Origin of the sequence: Kribbella sp. NPDC051587 (genome assembly GCF_044453945.1) — a bacterium.
GTDB lineage: Bacteria > Actinomycetota > Actinomycetes > Propionibacteriales > Kribbellaceae > Kribbella.
Genome location: NZ_JBITDE010000017.1, coordinates 87,462 through 105,178, shown reverse-complemented (window position 1 = coordinate 105,178; position 17,717 = coordinate 87,462). Strand labels below are relative to the sequence as shown.

At 67.9% G+C, this 17,717-nt stretch carries 20 protein-coding genes; 11 read left to right on the top strand and 9 right to left on the bottom strand.

Going from position 1 to position 17,717, the window contains the following annotated elements; translation table 11 throughout:
- On the bottom strand, window positions 1-765 hold the full coding sequence (locus tag ACIA49_RS38080; protein ID WP_396383146.1) for an SDR family NAD(P)-dependent oxidoreductase: 765 nt from the start codon (window positions 763-765) through the stop codon (window positions 1-3).
- A 188-nt stretch (window positions 766-953) separates the two neighbouring features.
- On the opposite strand from ACIA49_RS38080, the gene ACIA49_RS38075 reads away from it, so the two are divergent.
- Genes ACIA49_RS38075 through ACIA49_RS38065 form a run of 3 tightly spaced genes read left to right on the top strand, consistent with a single transcriptional unit; the run spans window position 954 to window position 3,616 of the window.
- The gene (locus tag ACIA49_RS38075; protein WP_396383145.1) at window positions 954-1,802 is read left to right on the top strand and encodes a virginiamycin B lyase; all 849 of its coding nucleotides are present in this window, start codon (window positions 954-956) and stop codon (window positions 1,800-1,802) included.
- Window positions 1,803-1,859: 57 nt separating this feature from the next.
- Window positions 1,860-2,759, top strand: a complete 900-nt coding sequence (locus ACIA49_RS38070; protein WP_396383144.1) for a UbiA prenyltransferase family protein — start codon at window positions 1,860-1,862, stop codon at window positions 2,757-2,759.
- Window positions 2,760-2,815: 56 nt separating this feature from the next.
- A complete protein-coding gene (locus ACIA49_RS38065; protein ID WP_396383143.1) occupies window positions 2,816-3,616 on the top strand; it encodes a phytanoyl-CoA dioxygenase family protein in 801 nt (266 codons plus the stop codon).
- Here ACIA49_RS38065 and ACIA49_RS38060 read toward each other — a convergent pair.
- From ACIA49_RS38060 to ACIA49_RS38050, 3 genes are read right to left on the bottom strand one after another with little or no spacing between them, the layout of a single operon-like run.
- Window positions 3,613-3,957 carry a hypothetical protein gene (locus ACIA49_RS38060; protein ID WP_396383142.1) on the bottom strand — a complete coding sequence of 115 codons (345 nt, stop codon included), beginning with the start codon at window positions 3,955-3,957 and terminating at the stop codon, window positions 3,613-3,615. The two genes, ACIA49_RS38065 and ACIA49_RS38060, sit on opposite strands and share 4 nt — an antisense overlap.
- 34 nt (window positions 3,958-3,991) lie before the next feature.
- Window positions 3,992-4,576: a YdeI family protein gene (locus ACIA49_RS38055; RefSeq protein ID WP_396383141.1), complete on the bottom strand. Its 585-nt coding sequence runs from the start codon at window positions 4,574-4,576 to the stop codon at window positions 3,992-3,994.
- Window positions 4,573-5,538 carry a helix-turn-helix transcriptional regulator gene (locus ACIA49_RS38050; RefSeq protein WP_396383140.1) on the bottom strand — a complete coding sequence of 322 codons (966 nt, stop codon included), beginning with the start codon at window positions 5,536-5,538 and terminating at the stop codon, window positions 4,573-4,575. The genes ACIA49_RS38055 and ACIA49_RS38050 overlap by 4 nt, the downstream gene beginning before the upstream one ends.
- A 181-nt stretch (window positions 5,539-5,719) precedes the next feature.
- Between ACIA49_RS38050 and ACIA49_RS38045 the strand changes: the two genes are divergently transcribed.
- Window positions 5,720-6,886, top strand: coding sequence for a M66 family metalloprotease (locus ACIA49_RS38045; protein ID WP_396383139.1), 1,167 nt, complete (start codon window positions 5,720-5,722; stop codon window positions 6,884-6,886).
- 6 nt (window positions 6,887-6,892) lie between these two features.
- On the opposite strand, the gene ACIA49_RS38040 is transcribed toward ACIA49_RS38045, so the two are convergent.
- On the bottom strand, window positions 6,893-7,738 hold the full coding sequence (locus ACIA49_RS38040) for an NAD(P)H-binding protein (protein ID WP_396383138.1): 846 nt from the start codon (window positions 7,736-7,738) through the stop codon (window positions 6,893-6,895).
- Between the two features lie 75 nt (window positions 7,739-7,813).
- Here ACIA49_RS38040 and ACIA49_RS38035 point away from each other — a divergent pair, with 75 nt between their 5' ends.
- Window positions 7,814-8,749: an AraC family transcriptional regulator gene (locus ACIA49_RS38035; RefSeq protein WP_396383137.1), complete on the top strand. Its 936-nt coding sequence runs from the start codon at window positions 7,814-7,816 to the stop codon at window positions 8,747-8,749.
- A 326-nt stretch (window positions 8,750-9,075) separates the two neighbouring features.
- On the opposite strand, the gene ACIA49_RS38030 is transcribed toward ACIA49_RS38035, so the two are convergent.
- Entirely contained in the window at window positions 9,076-9,765 is a 690-nt protein-coding gene (locus tag ACIA49_RS38030) for a dienelactone hydrolase family protein (RefSeq protein WP_396383136.1), read from the bottom strand.
- Window positions 9,766-9,887: 122 nt separating this feature from the next.
- On the opposite strand from ACIA49_RS38030, the gene ACIA49_RS38025 reads away from it, so the two are divergent.
- Entirely contained in the window at window positions 9,888-10,751 is an 864-nt protein-coding gene (locus tag ACIA49_RS38025; RefSeq protein WP_396383135.1) for an alpha/beta fold hydrolase, read from the top strand.
- A 5-nt stretch (window positions 10,752-10,756) separates the two neighbouring features.
- Here the strand turns inward: ACIA49_RS38025 and ACIA49_RS38020 are convergent, their stop codons facing one another.
- Window positions 10,757-11,980, bottom strand: coding sequence for an MFS transporter (locus ACIA49_RS38020; RefSeq protein ID WP_396383134.1), 1,224 nt, complete (start codon window positions 11,978-11,980; stop codon window positions 10,757-10,759).
- An 82-nt stretch (window positions 11,981-12,062) separates the two neighbouring features.
- Between ACIA49_RS38020 and ACIA49_RS38015 the strand changes: the two genes are divergently transcribed.
- The 4 genes from ACIA49_RS38015 (at window position 12,063) to ACIA49_RS38000 (ending at window position 15,008) form a co-directional block, all read left to right on the top strand.
- Window positions 12,063-12,956, top strand: coding sequence for a LysR family transcriptional regulator (locus tag ACIA49_RS38015; protein ID WP_396383133.1), 894 nt, complete (start codon window positions 12,063-12,065; stop codon window positions 12,954-12,956).
- Window positions 12,957-13,079: 123 nt separating this feature from the next.
- Window positions 13,080-14,150, top strand: a complete 1,071-nt coding sequence (locus ACIA49_RS38010) for an ABC transporter ATP-binding protein (protein ID WP_396383132.1) — start codon at window positions 13,080-13,082, stop codon at window positions 14,148-14,150.
- Window positions 14,151-14,159: 9 nt separating this feature from the next.
- On the top strand, window positions 14,160-14,579 hold the full coding sequence (locus tag ACIA49_RS38005; RefSeq protein WP_396383131.1) for a protein phosphatase: 420 nt from the start codon (window positions 14,160-14,162) through the stop codon (window positions 14,577-14,579).
- 33 nt (window positions 14,580-14,612) lie between these two features.
- Window positions 14,613-15,008: a RidA family protein gene (locus ACIA49_RS38000; protein WP_396383130.1), complete on the top strand. Its 396-nt coding sequence runs from the start codon at window positions 14,613-14,615 to the stop codon at window positions 15,006-15,008.
- Window positions 15,009-15,027: 19 nt separating this feature from the next.
- Here the strand turns inward: ACIA49_RS38000 and ACIA49_RS37995 are convergent, their stop codons facing one another.
- A complete protein-coding gene (locus ACIA49_RS37995; RefSeq protein WP_396383129.1) occupies window positions 15,028-16,302 on the bottom strand; it encodes an FAD-binding oxidoreductase in 1,275 nt (424 codons plus the stop codon).
- Window positions 16,303-16,344: 42 nt separating this feature from the next.
- Here ACIA49_RS37995 and ACIA49_RS37990 point away from each other — a divergent pair, with 42 nt between their 5' ends.
- Window positions 16,345-17,325 (top strand): helix-turn-helix transcriptional regulator, encoded by a 981-nt coding sequence (locus tag ACIA49_RS37990; RefSeq protein ID WP_396383128.1) that lies wholly within the window; start codon window positions 16,345-16,347, stop codon window positions 17,323-17,325.
- Here ACIA49_RS37990 and ACIA49_RS37985 read toward each other — a convergent pair.
- Entirely contained in the window at window positions 17,315-17,716 is a 402-nt protein-coding gene (locus tag ACIA49_RS37985; protein ID WP_396383127.1) for a hypothetical protein, read from the bottom strand. The two genes, ACIA49_RS37990 and ACIA49_RS37985, sit on opposite strands and share 11 nt — an antisense overlap.
- Window position 17,717: the final 1 nt, after the last annotated feature.

The window sequence follows — 17,717 nt, the reverse complement described above, 5'->3', positions numbered from 1 at the left end:
TCAGGCGTAGCGGGTGCTGAGGCCGCCGTCGACGGACCAGTTGGCGCCGGTGACGAAGGCGGCGGCTGGGGAGGCCAGGAAGCAGACGACTTCGGCGACGTTGTCGGGGGTGCCGATGCGGCCCAGGGGGTGGACGGTGGTGGCGTGGTCGCGTTCGTGGGGGAAGGTGGTGAAGAACTCTTCGAGCAGGTCGGTGGCGATGTAGCCGGGGCTGACGGCGTTGACGCGGATGTTGTGGGGGCCGACGTCCAGGGCCAGGGAGCGGGTCATGCCGACCAGGCCTGATTTGGCGGCGGCGTAGGGGAACATGCCGGCGGTGGTGAGGGAGGCGTGGATCGAGGCGATGTTGACGATCGCGCCGTGCCGGTTCTCGATCATTGCCGGGAGCACCTGGCGGGCCATCAGCCACGCGCCCTTGAGGTCGACGTCGAAGACCGAGTCCCACTCCGCGACGGTCATCTGGGTGGCGTCGGCGTACGCGTTCTTGCCTGCGTTGTTGACCAGAACTGTCGCCGGGCCGAGGTCGGCGGCCAGCTGAGCGACTGCGGCCGCGACCGACGCCTCGTCGGTGATGTCGCCGACGACACCGGCTACGCGTGCGCCGGTTGCCTTCAGGTCGGCTGTCGTCGCGGCCAACTGATCAGCCAGTACGTCGATCAGCCCGACCGCCGCACCTTCCGCGGCGGCCTTCTCGGCCACCGCCCGCCCGATTCCGCGCGCAGCGCCGGTCACCAGGACGACTTCGTCGATCAAACGCCCAGTCACGAGAACCCCTTCGGTCGACTCCGTCCGACCCTAGTGCGAATCTCCACCACCCACTAAGTCGGTGCGTCTCCGATGCTTCACGCTCAAGACCTTCCGCTCGAACGGTGTACAGGTGGGTTGGTGGGTGCTGGCGGTCCGCCTGCGGTAGATGATGGGACGGTTTGTTGTCGATCGGGAGGTGTTCGGTGGTGTCGGTTCAGGAAGTCTCGGGTCCGGGTGAGGGGCCGTACGGCGTCGCGGTCGTTGGTGGGGACGTGTGGACGACACTCGTGCATGCGGGCGCTGTGGTTCGGCTGAAGGCGGGTACCACCCAGCGCTACGAACTGCCGGAGAACTCGCGCCCGATGGTGATCACGCCAGGCACCGATGGCGTGTGGTTCACTCGGAACGGCGACGACCACGTCGGGCATATTGATGCCTCCGGCAACGTTTCGGCGATCGCGGTGCAGGGATCGCCGTACGGGATCTGTACCGGGCCGGACAACGCGTTGTGGTGCACGTTGATGAGCACGGACCAGGTTGCGCGGGTGACAGTCGGCGGTGACGTCACGACGTATCCGATCGGGATCGACGGCGGGTTCCCCGCAATGATCACGGCGACCGAGGACGAGCTGTGGTTCACGGTGAACCAGGGCAACGCGATCGGGCGGATGACGACAGCCGGCGTTGTGACGACGTATCCGTTGCCGACCGAGGGCGCCGGTCCGGTCGGAATCAGCGCCGGGCCTTCGGCGGTGTGGTTCGTGGAGATCATGGCGGACCAGGCAGGGCGGATCAATGCCGACGGGAAGATCGAGGAGTTCCCGCTGCCGGCGGGGTCGAAGCCGCACGCGGTGGTGGCGACCGCGGATGGTGGATGCTGGATCACGTTGTGGGGTTCGGGTTCACTGACTCGGCTCGATGCGTCCGGAGCGGTGGTTTCGACACATGAGCTGGGCGAAGGGTCCGAGCCGCACGGGCTGGCGGTCGACGCCGATGGATCGGTGTGGGTCGCGCTCGAGAGTGGTTCGCTTGCTCACATTCACGCTGAGGAGTGAGGGGACTCACGCTGTGAGGTGAGGTGCGGTCCGGGGTTGCGGGAGGAGAGTGGACTCGTGGCCACCACTCTGGCAGCGCATACGAGGGTTCGTGATGTGCTCGCGGTCGGACGGCCGGCGTTCTGGGTCGTCTCGATCGTGCCGTACTACGTCGGCATCCTGCTCGCGACGCGGCAACTGATCCCGCCGCTGGAGGAGTGGCCGCGCCTCATCGTCGGCGCGGTCGTGATGGGTCCGCTGGTCTGGCTCGCCGTGCTTGCAGTCAACGACGCGTACGACCTGCCGAGCGATCGACTCAATCCCCGCAAGGCGAAATCGCCGTTGCTGGACGGGCGCATCACGCTGCGCGCAGCGAAGCGACTGGCGTTCGCGGCGGCGGTGGCTGCGGTCGGCATCGCGATGCATGTCGGCATCGTGTTCGCGCTTGGCGTGCTGCTCGCGGTGCTGCTCGGCTACGCCTACAGCGTGCCGCCGGTGCGGTTGAAGACGCGCGCCGGGTTCGACGTCGCGGTGAACGCGCTCGCCCTGGGCGCCTTCGGCCCACTCGCCGGCTGGGCCGCGATCAACCCTGACCTCAGCGACTTCCCGTGGCTGATGGGCCTGCAAGGAACGCTCGCCGCCATCGGCCTCTACCTCCCGACCACGCTGGCCGATCTGGATGCCGACCGCGCCGCCGGGTACCACACGATCGCGGTCCGGTACGGCGCACAAACGACGTACAGACTCGGGTACGGCGCTTGGATCGCGGCGGCGGCGTTGTCCGTCGTACTAGCTGCGACGGACACGATCATCCCGCGCAGCATGCTCGCGCTCGAGGTCGTCATGGTCCCGGTCCTGGTCGTTGCCTACCGCAAGCTCATCGGACCGAAGCAGTCGTTCAAGGGGATCATCGTCCTGGCGTCGCTCTTCCTGCTACCGTGCGCCACCTTCGCCCTCACCTACACCGGAGTGCTCTAGCCCGGTTTCCCCAGGCCCCTTTACATCGATAGATGCGGCGGGAACCCTGGTGTCCTATGGATGCCACCGATCTGGAAACCGCCTACGCCCTCAGCCAGGTCGACCGCGCGCACTTCGAGCAGCAGGGCTTCGTGAAACTGAAGAACGTGCTGAGCCCGGAGACGATCGCGGCGTACGCGCCGGAGATCACCGGCAAGGTGATCGAGTTGAACACGCAGGCAGTGCCGTTGGCGGAACGGGACACGTACGGCAAGGCGTTTCTGCAGGTCACCAACCTGTGGCAGCACAGCGCGAAGGTGCTGGAGTTCGTGTCGTCACCACGGCTGGCGCGGATCGCTGCCGAGCTGCTGGGAGTGCAGTCGGTGCGGCTGTACCACGATCAGGCGCTGTACAAGGAGTCCGGCGGTGGGGTGACGCCGTGGCACGCGGACCAGTACTACTGGCCGTTCGCGACCGACCGGTGCGTGACGGTGTGGGTGCCGTTGCAGGAGACGCCGATGGAGATGGGTCCGCTGTCGTTCGCCGCGGGTAGTCAGGTGTTTGAGCACGGGCGGGATCTGCCGATCAGCGATGAGTCTGAACGCGTGCTGCAGAAGGCGTTGGCGGAGCAGCAGTTCCCGGAGGTGTCGGAGCCGTATGAGCTGGGTGAGGTGAGCTATCACCTCGGCTGGACGTTCCATCACGCGCCGGCCAACACGAGCGACGTGCCGCGGCGCGTGATGACGATCATCTACGTCGACACGGCGATGGTGATCGCCGAACCCGTCAACGACGCGCAGCGCAACGACCTCTCCTGGATTCCCGGTGGGAAGCCGGGTGAGCTCATCTCGTCACCGCTCAACCCCATCCTCTATTAGACCCGAGCCTCTACTAGCTCGAGCAGAGCCTCCTGACCGTCGGTCACCGGGAAGTAGGCGAGGAACGTGACGCCGTCCGGCCCACCGTCGAAGCGGATGGGCTCGTCGGCAGGCTCGTAGAAGAGGTCACCGGGCAGCAGCACGACCTCAGGCTCGTCGCGTAACTGATAGATGGCGGAGCCGGTCTCGATACTGCCGAAGACCGGTCCGTTGTGGGTGTGCACCCCGACGGCGGTGTTCGGACCCATCGTGATGCGCCGCGCCTCCACGCGTCGTACCGGAAGGTCGGCGGGCAGGGTCTGATCGAGGACAACCTGGCGGGTGATTTGGTCAACGGTCATAGCCGGGAGTGTACATACCAATAGGTACAGACAGCTACAGCGAGCGCTTCTGGGGGTAGATGGTTTCGCCGCGGGACAGTTGTTCGACGAACTGGGCGATGCGGCGGGCCCGGGTCTCCTCGCGTTTGGCCTCGTTGACTCGGTGGACGACCGCGAAACGGTTGGCGCTGGTGAGGATGTCGAACATTGCTTGCGCAGCCGGTACGGCGGCCACCGCGGCAGCCAGATCAGCCGGGATCTCGAGGTTCGCGGCGCCGCCGTAGGCCTTGTCCCAGCGACCGTCGGCTTTGGCCCGGTCGACCTCGGCCCAGCCGGCCGGTTGCATGCGGCCGGCCTTGTCGAGGCGGGCGATGTACTCGACGTTGCGCTTCGACCAGGTACTGCGGGGGCGGCGCGGGGTGTAGCGCTGCAGGAAGGTGGACTCGTCGCGCGCCTTGCGCTGGCCGTCGATCCAGCCATGGCACAGCGCCTCATCGAGGGCGTCGGCAACCACCAGGCTGGTCGGGTCGGTGACGTCCTTCTTCGCCAGCACGAGCCAGACGCCGTCGCTGGTCTGATGATGTTCGCCGAGCCACTCATGCCAGGCGGCCGCGTCGGCGAGGATCAGTTCTTCGGTCATTGGGCGGTCTCCTGGAAACGGGTGGCGATGTGGTGAGCGGCGGCAACGAGTTCCGGCGGACCGACAAGCTCCAGGTCGCACTCGAACATGGCGAATCGGGCGGCCAGGCCGACCCAGGACCACGCGGTCATCGTCACCCGGCAACTCGTCGGCGTGACCTCCTCGACCATCGTGTCCTGGCCGGACCACGGCGCGACCTCGTCCGCGGGCAGCTGCAGCACCGCCTCACCGCGGCACGGGAACTGATCCTTGGTCTTGAACTGTCGCGCGATGTACTCCGCAACGTCCGCAGCCGGTAGTTCTCGCGGCGTGAACCGGGGTCCGGTCGGCGTCTTCGGCGTCATCCGGTCGACCCGGAAGGTGCGCCAATCCTTGCGGCCCAGGTCCCAGGCGATCAGGTACCAGCGCCCACCCCAGGTCACCAGGTGATGCGGCTCGACCTGGCGCGGCGGCGGCCACTCGCCTTCCGGCGCCCCCGGCGACTGGTAGTCGAACCGCAGTACCTCCTGCGCGCGAACCGCCATCCCGATCGCGATCAGCTGATTCGAGTCCACCGTCGTACGGCGGTTCGGGTAGCGGTCGATCGTGGTCACCTGCAGCGCGTCGACGCGCTGGCGGAGCCGGGCCGGCATCACCTGGCGCACGGTGGCCAACGCCCGCAGTGCGCCTTCCTCGATCCCGGCCACCGTGGTGGTCGCGGTCTGCAGGGCGACCGCGACCGCGATCGCCTGGTCGTCGTCGAACAGCAACGGCGGCAACTCGGCGCCCGCGTCGAGCCGGTAGCCGCCGTCCGGACCCTTGATCGCGCGGACCGGGTAGCCGAGATCGCGCAACCGATCGACGTCACGGCGTACCGTCCGCGGGCTGACCTCCAGGCGCTCGGCCAGCAAAGCACCTGGCCAGTCGCGGCGCGCCTGGAGCAACGACAGCAGCGAGAGCAGTCGGGCTGAGGTTTCGGACATGGGACTAGCTTGGCAGCAATAGCGGCCTGTTTCTGTCCGCTACCCCAAAGCGTTGCGCCAAGTCGCTCAGCAGGTACATCGATTGACGCATTTGGGCCATGACTCGGATATGCCTCGTGCGTAGTGACTCGCATCACTTACGGTGTCTGGCAGATCACCCACCGCCCCCAAGGAGATCTCGATGAGGCCCCGCCCTGCCTTCCTGACCGTGTTCGGATCGCTCGCCGCCGCCGCGCTCGCCGCGACCAGCGCGATGGCCGCCGTACCGTCCGACGGTCCGCACGCTGCCCCCGCCGTGTCCCAGGCGGTGCTCGCGACCGACACCGACGGCGACTCGCTGCCCGACATCTGGGAGACCAACGGGTACGACGCCAATGGCGACGGCGTCGTCGACGTGAACCTGAAGGCGATGGGCGCGGACCCGAAGAAGAAGGACCTGTTCGTCGAGATGGACTACATGGACGGCCGGCTGGCCAGCGTCGCCGCGCTGGACCGGATCGTCCAGGTCTTCGCGCAGGCCCCGGTCAGCAACCCGAACGGCACCACCGGGATCAAGATCCACCTCGACGCCGGCTCCGCCCGCGGGACGGCGTACAACCTCGGCGGTGGCAACCTTGTTGCCTACGACAACGACCTGAACCCGTCGGCGACCCAGACCAACGCGATCAAGAACGCCAACTTCGCCGCGGCCCGGAAGGCGATCTTCCACTACATGCTCTGGGCCGACAGCTACGACAACAACTGCAGCAGCGGCCAGGCCTTCAACATCCCGAACGACACGTTCATCGTCACGGTCGGCCAGCGCTGCAACTGGAACGCGACCGACAACACCAACGTCGGCACGTTCATCCACGAGCTCGGGCACAACCTCGGCCTCAAGCACGGCGGGTCGGACAACGGCAACTACAAGCCGAACTACCTGAGCGTGATGAACTACTTCTTCCAGCTCGGCGGTGTTCCGAAGGCCGACGGCTCGCTCTACTGGAGCTACTCCAACGTCGCCCCGCCGGCGCTGAACGAGAACAGCCTCACCGAATCGGCCGGCCTCGGCAGCTCGGCCTCGGCGTACAAGACCAGCTGGAAGTGCCCGAACGGCACCAGCCGGACGACGAGCGGTGCCGCCAGCGGCCCGATCGACTGGAACTGCGACGGTGACGCCACCGACGTGACCGCGGCCGACATCAACGACGACAACGTCAACAACACGCTGACCACCCAGAACAACTGGGCCAACATCGCGTTCGGCGGCGGCGCCGTCGGTCAGGGTGCGAACGTGCAGTCCAAGACCGCGAAGGCGGACCTGCAGGAGATGACCCACGACGAGTGGACCGACCTCCAGCAGCACTGAGCGCGGTCAGACAGTCCAGATTCCGGTGGCGGCGGTTCCGCGGGCCCAGTCGGTGAAGTCGCGGGGTGGGCGGCCGAGGATCTGCTGTACGCCGTCCGACACGTACTCCGAGCGGTGGTTGCGGATGACGGCGAAGAGGTCGCGAACCGCCTCGGCGTCTTCGGCGGGCACGCCCTGTTCGAGTAGTTCGGCGACGTGTTGTTCGGGGTCGAGGTCGACGTACTTGATCGGGCGGCCGGTGGCGACGGTGAGCTCGGCGGCGACCTCGGCCATGGTCAGGGTGCGTGGTCCGGAGACGGCGATGGTCGCGCCGGTGTGGGCCTCGTTCAGGAGGGCCTCGGTCATCACGTCACCGACGTCATTGGTGTCGATCCACGCCTCACCACCGTCACCGGCCGACAACCGGATCTCGCCGGCCAGAACGTCGTACCGGAAGAAGTCCTCACTGAAACCCTGCGCGAACCAGGCGGGCTGGATGATCGTCCAGTCCGCACCACTTTCCTGTACGGCGTGCTCGAGTCCGAGCTGACCCTCGTAGACCGCGAACTCGCGACCGGGGCTGCCGACGCCGCGGCCGGAGAGGAGGACGATGCGCCGCAGTCCTTCATTGGCCGCCTGCTGGACGAAGCGGCCGGCTTGAGCGAGTCCGGTCGGTCCGACCGGTGGTGCGAGGTACGCGGTGTCGGCGTTGGCGATGGTCGGGGACCACGTGCTTTCGTCGTACCAGTCGAAGCGCAGCGCGCTGGATCGGGAGGCGAGGCGGTAGGGGACGTTGCGAGCGTCGAGCTGTGCCGCGACGCGGCGGCCGGTCTTGCCCTTGCCGCCCAGGATGAGAATCGGTGTCGTTGTCATGGCTCTAGTTCATCGCGACTGAATGAGCTTAACCATGGCTGTTCGGCGCAATTGGATGTCCGATACGCTCAGGCTATGGACGTGCTCGATGACCTGCTGGCCGGAACCCGCGCGGTGGACGGGGTGTTCAACCTCGGCATCCTGGAGCCGCCGTGGGCCCTGGAGATCCGCGAGGAGGCGCCGCTCGCGCTGGCGACGATGGTGCGCGGCGAAGCCTGGGTCACCCGGGACGGGATCGAGCCGCTCCGGATGGGACCGGGTGATGTCGCGGTCTTCAAGGGCACCACGCCGTACGTCGTCGGCGACAGCGTCACCACCGCACCGCAACTCCGGATCCTGCCCGGCAACATCTGCCAACCGTTGCCTGGGGCCCCTATCGACTACAGCGAGCGGCTCGGACTGCGCACGTACGGCGGTCGCGCGGAGGGCTCGGCGATGATTGCCAGCGGCACCTATCAGGTCGCCGGTGACGTCAGCCGGCGACTGCTCAACGCGCTGCCGTCGGTGCTCGTCGTACCGGCGGCCGACCTGGCCGGGCCGGTGATGGAGATGATCGCGAGTGAGATCCGGCGCGAGTCACCCGGTCAGCAGAGTGTGCTCGACCGCTGGCTCGATCTCGCGCTGATCGTCACGCTGCGCGCGTGGTTCGACCGGCCGGAATCGCAGGCGCCCGGCTGGTACCAGGCGCAGACCGACCCGGTGGCCGGCGGTGCATTACGGCTGCTGCACGAGGATCCGTCGTACCCGTGGAGCGTCCCCGAGCTCGCCGACCGCGTCGGCGTCTCCCGCGCCAGCCTCGCCCGCCGCTTCACCGCGGTCGTCGGCGAAGCACCCATGAGCTACCTCACCACCTGGCGCATCACGCTCGCGGCCGACCAACTCCGCAGTACCCAGGACACCGTCGAAACCATCGCCCGCCGAGTCGGCTACGCCAACGCCTTCGCCCTCAGCGTCGCCTTCAAACGAGTCCGCGGTACGACGCCCACCGCCCACCGCCGCCAGGCCGCCTAACGCCGTTCTGAGTGTTCTCGGCGTTCTCGGCTGCGTTGCGCTCGGCTGCGGCCGGTCCGGTACGGCGTGGGTTGCTCGCCGCTGCGGCCGATCTCCAGTGACGGGTGGCTGGCATGGGTGCCTGGCTAAGGGGGATGGTTCGGTAGGCGATCGCCTGCCCGTTGCCTGAGCTTCCGGGCTGTGGTTCCCGCCGCCGGTGACGAGGTCCGCTGGCTAACCCACCGTGGTGGTCGCTGGGGAGACATTTGCACCCAAATCGGCCCGAAACTCTCCCCAGCACCCGCAGCCAACCTCATCCGTTCACATTGCGGAGAGGCGGGACGGGGTTAGGTGGTGGTGGTTTGGATGAAGGCCAGGGCTTGGGGCCAGGCGAGTTTGTAGGCGGTGGCGTTGACCTCGTTGGCGTGGCGGGACTTGTCGGTGAAGCCGTGCTCGGCGCCGGGGAAGTAGTGGGTGAACGTCGCGCCGGTGGGGCGGGACTGGAGTGCTGTTTGGAGCGCCTCGAAGTCGGCGTTCGTGACGAGGGTGTCGGCGCTGGGGTAGCTGACGAGCACCGGGGCAACGATGCCGGTCGCGTCGGAGGTGGCGTCGTACGTGTGGTGTGGCGGGAGGTCCGAGGGGATGGTCGGATGGAAGGCCACCACGTTGGCGAGGCGCTGGTCGCGGGCGCCGAGCAGGAGGGCGAACCGGCCGCCGAGGCACCAGCCGATCGTGCCGGCCTTGGTGCAGCCGAGGTCGTTGAGCAGGTAGTCCAGCAACGCTTGCTGCTCGGCCAAGGCCTGGTCGTCGTTCAGCTGGCTGCCGAGCGGGAAGAGGTCCTCGCGCGCCGTGTTGTCGAGGCTCCGGCCCTTGAACGGATCCCAGACCAGCGCCGTGGTCCCGGCGGCGGCGAGCTCGTCGGCCCACGCGCGGATCTGCTCGCCGATGCCGGTGATCATCGGCAGCAGCAACATGCCGCCCTGGCCGGCCCGCGCCAGATATGCGTCCTGGTCTCCAACTTTGACAGTCTCACCCATTGGTCGTCGGGGGTGCCCTGCCGTTGCCGGCATGGTTCCCCATCCCCTTTCCATCTGTGCGCGTGGTTTCCCGCCATTGTTGCCGCACTGGTCCAACTGCCGGCGGTGCCTAGAATCCTGGCATGAGGCAGCTCGAAGTCAGCGGCGGACGGGTTCTGGAGTACGTGGTCGAGGGGCCCGCCGGTGGGCGGCCCCTCGTGTTCCACCATGGCACGCCTGGGGTCGCCCTGACTCTGGAGCCGGTGGCCGAGGCCGCGGCGCGGCATGGTCTGCGCTTCGTCACGCACAGCCGACCGGGCTACAGCGACAGCACCTCGCAGCCAGGTCGCCGGGTCGCAGACGTCGCGGACGATGTCAGCGCACTGCTCGACGCACTCGGAGCGGACGATTTCATCACGATCGGATGGTCGGGTGGCGGCCCGCACGCTCTTGCCTGCGCGACCTTGCTGCCGGACCGGTGCCGGGCCGCGGCGATCATCGCGGGCGTGGCACCGTACGACGCCGAGGGGCTGGACTGGTTGGGCGGCATGGGCGAGGAGAATGTCGCCGAGTTCGGAGCCGCGGCGACCGGCAAGGATGCGCTCGACACGTTCCTCGCCGAGGCGAGCGTCGAGTTGAAGGATGTCCAGCCTGGCGACATCATCGCCGCCTTCGGTGATCTGCTGTCCGCGGTCGATCAGGCCGCGCTGCGCGGTGGCCTGGCCGACTACCTGGCCGCCTCCTGTCGCGCCGCCGTCTCCCGCGGCTACGACGGCTGGCGCGACGACGACCTCGCATTCCTCGCCGACTGGGGCCTTGACCTGGCGAGCATCCGGATTCCCGTCTCGATCTGGCAAGGCGACCAGGACCGGATGGTGCCGCTGGCCCACGGGCGCTGGCTCGGCGACCACGTCGCCGGAGCCACCACCCAATTGGTACCGGGTGAAGGTCACCTGTCGCTGATCAGCAACATCGACTCCATCGTGGCCGCCCTCGCCGCAGCCTGACCTCACTACTGAGCTCGAAGCATCCGCGGTACGGCGGCGTTCACGAGGATGAAGATCAGTACGGAGAAGATCAGCAGGGCGGTCGCTGCCGGGAGAAGCGCGATGCCGAGGCCGATGGCGAGGACGGGGAGCGCGAGACCGGCGTACGCGATCAGGAACAGTGCGGCCAGCACCTCACCGCGCGAGCCCGCGTCGGCCAGGGAGGCGGCGGTGGCGACCGCGCCGCGGAAGACGAGGCCGACGCCGGCTCCGGCGATGACGCCGCCGATGACGAAGAGCGCGAGGCTCGGGATCAGGCCGCCGACCGCGATACCGATCAGGCCGACCGACATGAAGACCAGGCCGAGGCGTAGTTGGTTGCGGCGTTCCATCCGAACGAACACCACCTGACTGCCGGCTCCGGCGATGAAGACGGCGAAGGTGACCACGCCGGCCAGGATGCGCGACGGCTGATGCAGTACGCCGGCCAGGAAGGTCGGCGCGAGCGAGGTGAACAGCCCGAAGATCGAGAACGCTGCGAACGCGCCGATCGCGCTGGCGAAGAACAGCGGCTTGGCGGCCGAGGGCAGGGCAACGCGCTGCGGCCGGTACGCCGGACGCTCCTCCAGCCGCTCGACCGTCTCGGGAACCAGCGCGATCCCGATCGCGCTCAGCAGCAACAACACGAGGAAGATCTCGTACGGGCGCTCCAACGGAGAGGCGACGTACTGGGCGAGGATGCCGCCGACGAGCGGACCGAAGGCCAGACCACCGAGGTTCACCATGCTGGAGATCAGCGCCGAGCGACTCGGGTCCTCCGCCGGCCGGGCGATCTTGCGCAGTTCGGACAGATGCGCGGTGGCGGTCGCGGTCAGCACGCCGACACCGACGCCGGAGATGAAGCGCGCGATCAACAGGCCGGGGACGTCCGGCCAGATCAGGAAGAGCGCGGCCGCGACAGCCTCAGCCAGTACGGCGAGCAACGCCACTCGGCGTCGACCGAGCCAGTCGCTGACGTGGCCGGCGAGGTACAGGCTGACCATCACGCCGACCGCGTACGCCGCGAAGATGATCGTGATCAGGTACGTCGGGAATCCGTCCCGTCGTTGGTAGATCGCGTAGAGCGGGGTGGGGACCGTGGAGAACGCCATCGTGATCAGGAAGGCTGCCGCGATCACCCAGAAGCCCGGACCGTGGGTGAACCGAACCCGCGACTCGACCGGGCGGGACGACGTCAGTGTTGTGGACATATCAACAGAGTCCCTCGCCTGATCTATCGAGTCCAACGAAAGTTCTTGCACTGTCTTATCGAGACTGGCGATAATTTGATCTGTGGACAGCCGGCAGCTCGAGTACTTCGTCGCGGTCGCGGAGGAGCTGAGCTTCACCCGCGCGGCGCAGCGGCTGTTCACCGTGCAGTCCACGGTGTCGGCCGCGATCCGGGCGCTGGAGACTGATCTGCGGACGACGCTCTTCGACCGGTCGACGCGCCGAGTGACGCTGTCGACCGCGGGCGCGGCGTTGCTGCCGGAGGCGAAGGCGGCGCTGGAGGCGCTCGACCGGGCGCGTTCGGTGGTCGAGGAGGCCTCGACCGGGCTGCGCGGGAACCTCCGGATCGGCACGATGACCCGACTGGGAATCGTTGATCTCGCGCCGCTGCTCGGTGCCTTCCACCGGAAGTATCCGTTGGTCGACGTCCAGGTCACGACGTCGCCAACCGGTTCGAGCGGCCTGGCCGACGACGTACGGCATGGGCGGTTGGACGTCGCCCTGCTCGGGTTACCGCCCGCGGAACTGAGTGGGCTGGACGCGCGGGAACTGGCCGCGGTGCCGTTCGGAGTCCTGGTGCCGCCTTCACATCGGCTCGCCGGTCAGGCCTCGGTGACGCTCAAAGAGCTGGCCGGGGAGCGGTTCGTCGACATGCTCCGCGGGTTCGGCAATCGGCGGATGGTGGATCAGGCCTTCGAGCGGGCCGGGATCCCGCGGCAGGTGCAGGTCGAGGTGCCGGACCTGAGCGAGGTACCGGAGTACGTCCGCGCCGGGCTCGGGATCGCCGTTGTACCGGACGTCGCACCGACGGTGACGGATGTGGTGCATCTGCGCCTCACCGAACCGGAGCTGGCGTGGACCTTGTCGGTGGCAACGATCGCCGGGCGGGCGCCGAGCAGAGCCGTCGTCGCCCTCCAGGAGCTGCTCACCGACGCCGCCCGAAGCGACTACTTCTGACTTACTTCACTCAGGAATACATTGCCGTTGCGCCGGGTTCTTGCCAAGAGACACCCACATCCCTGGGGGCCTTTGCTACGGACCGTCCGGCACGTTCCTGCCGGCTGAGGAAGGAAGCGCGAGATGGCAACTGTCTCGTTCAAGGGAGCAACCCGGATCTACCCCGGCGGTGACATCCCCGCCGTGCAGCAGCTGGATCTCGATATCCAGGACGGCGAGTTCATGGTGCTCGTCGGTCCCTCCGGTTCCGGAAAGTCGACCGCGCTGCGGATGCTGGCGGGGCTGGAAGAGGTCAACGACGGAGCGATCTACATCGGCGACCGCGACGTCACCAACGCACCGCCGAAGGAACGGGACATCGCGATGGTGTTCCAGAACTATGCGCTGTACCCGCACATGTCGGTCGGCGAGAACATGGGCTTCGCCCTGAAGATGCAGGGCATCCACAAGGAGGAGCGTGCGCGGCGGGTCCTCGAGGCGGCGAAGCTGCTCGGGCTCGAGGAGTACCTCGACCGGAAGCCGAAGGCGTTGTCCGGTGGTCAGCGTCAGCGCGTCGCGATGGGTCGCGCGATCGTTCGCAGTCCGCAGGTCTTCCTGATGGACGAACCGCTGTCGAACCTGGACGCCAAGCTGCGCGTGCAGACGCGGACCCAGATCGCCGAACTGCAGCACCGGCTGGGCGTCACCACCGTCTACGTGACCCACGACCAGGTCGAGGCCATGACGATGGGCGACCGCGTCGCCGTACTGAAGGACGGCCAGCTGCAGCAGGTGGACACCCCGCTGAACCTCTACGACAACCCGGTGAACAAGTTCGTCGCCGGCTTCATCGGCTCGCCCGCGATGAACCTGCTCGACGCGGAGATCGTGGACGGCGGAGCGCGCGTCGGCGACTACGTCGTACCGATCGCGCGCGATGTCCTGGCCAAGGCTGGGTCCGACAAGACCGTGACGCTGGGCGTGCGCCCGGAGGCCTTCCACCTTGCTGACGAAGGCATGCCGGTCAACGTCGCGGTGATCGAAGAGCTGGGGTCGGACGCGTTCCTCTACGGTACGGCGGTCCACACCAACCAGCAGATCATCGCCCGCATCGGAACCCGGCTGCACAACGACAAGGGCGCCGTCGTGCACCTCGCCGCGGACCCGTCGAAGCTGCACCTCTTCTCCACCTCGACCGAGGAGCGCCTCGTCTAGGGTTGGCGGATGTGGTCCAAAGGGGCACCGGGAGTGCTCGAGCTGCCGTCGGGACGGTTGGTGCGCGGACGCGGTCTGCGCAACGGCCCGGCGGCAGCGCCGTTTCCGACGTACGGCGTGTACCTGTTGGGTTCCGAGCCGCCTGCCGTCGACTGGGAGTCGCGGTGGCTGCGTTGGCCGGACTTCCGGTTGCCCTCTGATCGCGCTCTGGCCCGCGAGGTTTTCGCGGAGGCGTTGGAGCGTTCGGGTTCCGAGCTCGTCGAGTTCGCTTGCGCCGGCGGGCGAGGACGGACCGGTACGGCGCTCGCCTGCCTCGCCGTACTGGATGGTGCGCCCGCGGCCGAGGCGGTTGCGTATGTGCGCCGTCACTACAGCTCGCATGCGGTCGAGACCTTCTGGCAGAAGCGGTACGTGCGTCAATTCAGTTGACCTACGCAACGGTGATCACGTTGGCTCGGTCGGGTGACGATCTCTCGTACGAACCCGGACGGACTGCACGCGACGCCCGGCTACCACCACGTGACCACTGTCCAAGCCGACACCCTCATCTACCTCGCGGGCCAGTGCCCGCTCACGCCATCCGGTGACCTCGCCGACGGCGGGCTCACCGGCCAGACCACTCAGGTGATCGACAACATCCTCACTGCGCTCGCCGCGGCCGGGGCTGGCCCGGAGGACGTCGTACGGACTGTCATCTACGTGAACAGTGCGGACCGCGATGAGCTGGCTACCGTCTGGACCAAGCTGAACGAGTCTGCGCTCGCTCCGGCCTTCAAGTCCGCCAGCACTTTGCTCGGTGTGGCCCAGCTCGGGTTCGTCGGTCAGCTCGTCGAGATCGACGTGACGGCTGCGCTGTGAAAGCACCGGCAAGACAGCGCTAGAGCTCGTGATTCGCGTTGAGGCGGCCGGTGGGGTCGTAGTGCTTGCGTAGGCTGATGAGCCGCTGGTGATCGCTGGGGTCAAAGGCTTCGGTGATCTCCGTGGGCGTCAGGTTGGCGTAGGTGAAGTTGAGGAAGCGGCCGATGGACTGCGCTCGCCAGGGCTCGAGGATGGCGTCTTGCAGCTTGCGCGTCTCGCGTTCGCCGGGGATCAGGACGGTGAGTGCGTACGACGCGTCGCGATGACCGACGGCGTTCGGGATCGCCGGCTCGTGACGGAGTGCGCCGCCTAGGTGGCGGATGGCGATGATGGCCATCGCTTCCGCTCCTGGGCCGGCCAGCTTCGGCAGGGTCGCGAGGGCGTCGGGGTCCAGGTCGCTGAGCAGGACGTTCTGCGAGCGGTAGCTGTCGGGGCGTTCGGGCTCGGCGAAGATCTTGCCCGACTCCTCGTAGGGGAGCTCGCCGAGCGTGTCGAGGACCGGCGTACCGATGGCTCTGAGGGGTTCGACGACGTCGGCGCCTTGCAGGCTGGCGACCTGGAGCTGGGCGATGTACTTGCCGCGGAGTGGCGCCGGGACCGGCGGGATGTCCGGGAACGGGATCATCGCGACCGCGGAGGTCACCTCGTCGGGGAGGTCCTGGGTCCACTCACGCCAGACCTCGACGGCGTTCGGGGACTCGGCGAGGTCGTAGTACAGGCTGCCGCCGTACAGGGTCGGGACCTCGAAGAGGGCGATCTCCATCCCGGTCACGACGCCGAAGTTGCCGCCGCCACCGCGGAGCGCCCAGAACAGGTCGCCGTCAGCGGCCCGGCGGGTGCCATCTGCGGTGACGACCTCGATTCGGTTGACGTGATCGGCGGCGTACCCGTACTTGCGGGCCATCAGCCCGAGTCCGCCGCCGAGCGTGTAGGCGACCGCGCCGACGCCGGGGGAACTGCCGGACAACGGCGCCAACCCGTACGGCGCGGTGGCCGTCAGCACGTCTTGCCAGGTCGCGCCGGCTTCGACCCAGGCGGTCTTTGCGGTCGGGTCGACGCGGACGCCGTTGAAGTGGCGGGTCGCGATCAGCACGCCTCCCTTGATCCCGCGCGTCAGCCCGTGACCGGCGCCTTGGACGGCGATGCGGTGATCGTGGTCGACGGCGTACCGGACCGCCTCCTCGATCTCGGTCGCACTCGTCACCTCGAAGATCACCTCGGGCCGGTGCGGGTCGAGCCGCTGGAAGCCGAGCCGGGCGTCGTCGTACTGCGGGGCTTGTCTCGTCAGCATCATGCTGCTGACGCTAGGAGCCCTTGCGGACTTATCCTGTCCGCAATGAGCGCGCGCAAGGAGATGCCCGGGCGGATGCTCCGGTTGCTGTCGCTGCTGCAGAGCCGGCGCGAGTGGTCCGGCCGTGAGCTGGCCGAGCGTCTCGGCGTGACCGAGCGGACGGTACGGCGGGACGTCGAGCGGCTGCGTGCACTGGACTACCCAGTCACCGGCACCACCGGTACGGCGGGCGGCTACCGCCTCGGACCCGGTACGACGTTGCCTCCGCTGCTGCTGGATGACGACGAGGCGATCGCGGTCGCGCTCGGCCTGGTGAGCGCAGGCAGTGGTGGCGTGACCGGGATCGCGACGAGCTCGATGAGCGCGTTGGCCAAGCTCACGCAGGTACTGCCCGCGCGGTTGCGGCCGCAGCTCGCGGCGATGGGATCCGCGGCCTCGTCGATCCCCCGCCAAGGCGCGCCGCAGGTCGATCCGGACACCCTGGCGACACTGGCCCGCTGCTGCCGGAACCATGAGCTCGTCGCCTTCGATTACGTGAGCCGTCGGGAGGCGCCGTCGCGGCGGCGGGTCGAACCCCATCAGTTGGTGACAGTGTCGTGGCACTGGTACCTGTTGGCGTTCGACCCCGCGCGGGACGACTGGCGGTTCTTTCGGGTCGACCGGATCTCCGCGGTCGATCCCACGTTGCATCGATTCGTTCCGCGTCCATTGCCGGGTGACGACGCGGCGTCGTACCTGGCCGAGTCGTTCGCGCATGCGTCGTACCGGCATAGTGTCCGGCTGACTGTGCAGCTGCCGGCGGACGAGGTGGCGGCTCATTTCTACGGGTTCGTCCCGGGCCGGATTACGCCGGTCGGGTCTGCTGCATGTGTTGTCGAGTTCTCGGCCGAGACACCGTCGCTGCTGCTGCAACTGGTGGCCGGGATTGTTGCCTTGGGCGCCGATTTCTCCGTCGACGAGGCGTCGCCGGAGACGGCTTCGCTGATTGCCGAGGCGGGGGTTCGGTTGCAGTCGTTCAGGCCGTGATGAGTCCGATCCCCAACGTCAGCACGCCGACCGCGAGTGACGCGGCGCCGATCCAGAGCACCCACAGGAACTGATTGGGCTGCGTGCGCCCCTTCCCGGCGGACGAGGCGAAGAAGCCGCCGGACATCAGGATGGCGGCGAGCGGGATGGCGATTCTGGCGATCCAGAGCGGTACGCCGGTCAGGCCCGTCTGGTCGACGTACAGGAGTCCGACCAGACTGAGGATCACCAGCACGCCGGCGTGCGCGTGGCCGGCCCGGGCGAACGACTTCTGGAAGTCCGTCATCGGCACCTGCCCCCGGACGATCTTGGTCATGAAGTAGCCGCCGAACTCGATCGTGACGATCGTGAGCAGGATGACGCCGGCGATGATCCGCGATGCGTCGGTCATT

Excerpts from the sequence above, each read along its gene's own strand:
- ACIA49_RS38065 (WP_396383143.1), top strand. The coding sequence starts at position 2,816 with ATGGATGCCACCGATCTGGAAACCGCCTACGCCCTCAGCCAGGTCGAC.
- ACIA49_RS38060 (WP_396383142.1), bottom strand. The coding sequence starts at position 3,957 with ATGACCGTTGACCAAATCACCCGCCAGGTTGTCCTCGATCAGACCCTG.
- ACIA49_RS38055 (WP_396383141.1), bottom strand. The coding sequence starts at position 4,576 with ATGACCGAAGAACTGATCCTCGCCGACGCGGCCGCCTGGCATGAGTGG.
- ACIA49_RS38050 (WP_396383140.1), bottom strand. The coding sequence starts at position 5,538 with ATGTCCGAAACCTCAGCCCGACTGCTCTCGCTGCTGTCGTTGCTCCAG.
- ACIA49_RS38045 (WP_396383139.1), top strand. The coding sequence starts at position 5,720 with ATGAGGCCCCGCCCTGCCTTCCTGACCGTGTTCGGATCGCTCGCCGCC.
- ACIA49_RS38040 (WP_396383138.1), bottom strand. The coding sequence starts at position 7,738 with ATGACAACGACACCGATTCTCATCCTGGGCGGCAAGGGCAAGACCGGC.
- ACIA49_RS38035 (WP_396383137.1), top strand. The coding sequence starts at position 7,814 with ATGGACGTGCTCGATGACCTGCTGGCCGGAACCCGCGCGGTGGACGGG.
- ACIA49_RS38030 (WP_396383136.1), bottom strand. The coding sequence starts at position 9,765 with ATGGGTGAGACTGTCAAAGTTGGAGACCAGGACGCATATCTGGCGCGG.
- ACIA49_RS38025 (WP_396383135.1), top strand. The coding sequence starts at position 9,888 with ATGAGGCAGCTCGAAGTCAGCGGCGGACGGGTTCTGGAGTACGTGGTC.
- ACIA49_RS38020 (WP_396383134.1), bottom strand. The coding sequence starts at position 11,980 with ATGTCCACAACACTGACGTCGTCCCGCCCGGTCGAGTCGCGGGTTCGG.
- ACIA49_RS38010 (WP_396383132.1), top strand. The coding sequence starts at position 13,080 with ATGGCAACTGTCTCGTTCAAGGGAGCAACCCGGATCTACCCCGGCGGT.
- ACIA49_RS38005 (WP_396383131.1), top strand. The coding sequence starts at position 14,160 with ATGTGGTCCAAAGGGGCACCGGGAGTGCTCGAGCTGCCGTCGGGACGG.
- ACIA49_RS37995 (WP_396383129.1), bottom strand. The coding sequence starts at position 16,302 with ATGATGCTGACGAGACAAGCCCCGCAGTACGACGACGCCCGGCTCGGC.
- ACIA49_RS37990 (WP_396383128.1), top strand. The coding sequence starts at position 16,345 with ATGAGCGCGCGCAAGGAGATGCCCGGGCGGATGCTCCGGTTGCTGTCG.
- ACIA49_RS37985 (WP_396383127.1), bottom strand. The coding sequence starts at position 17,716 with ATGACCGACGCATCGCGGATCATCGCCGGCGTCATCCTGCTCACGATC.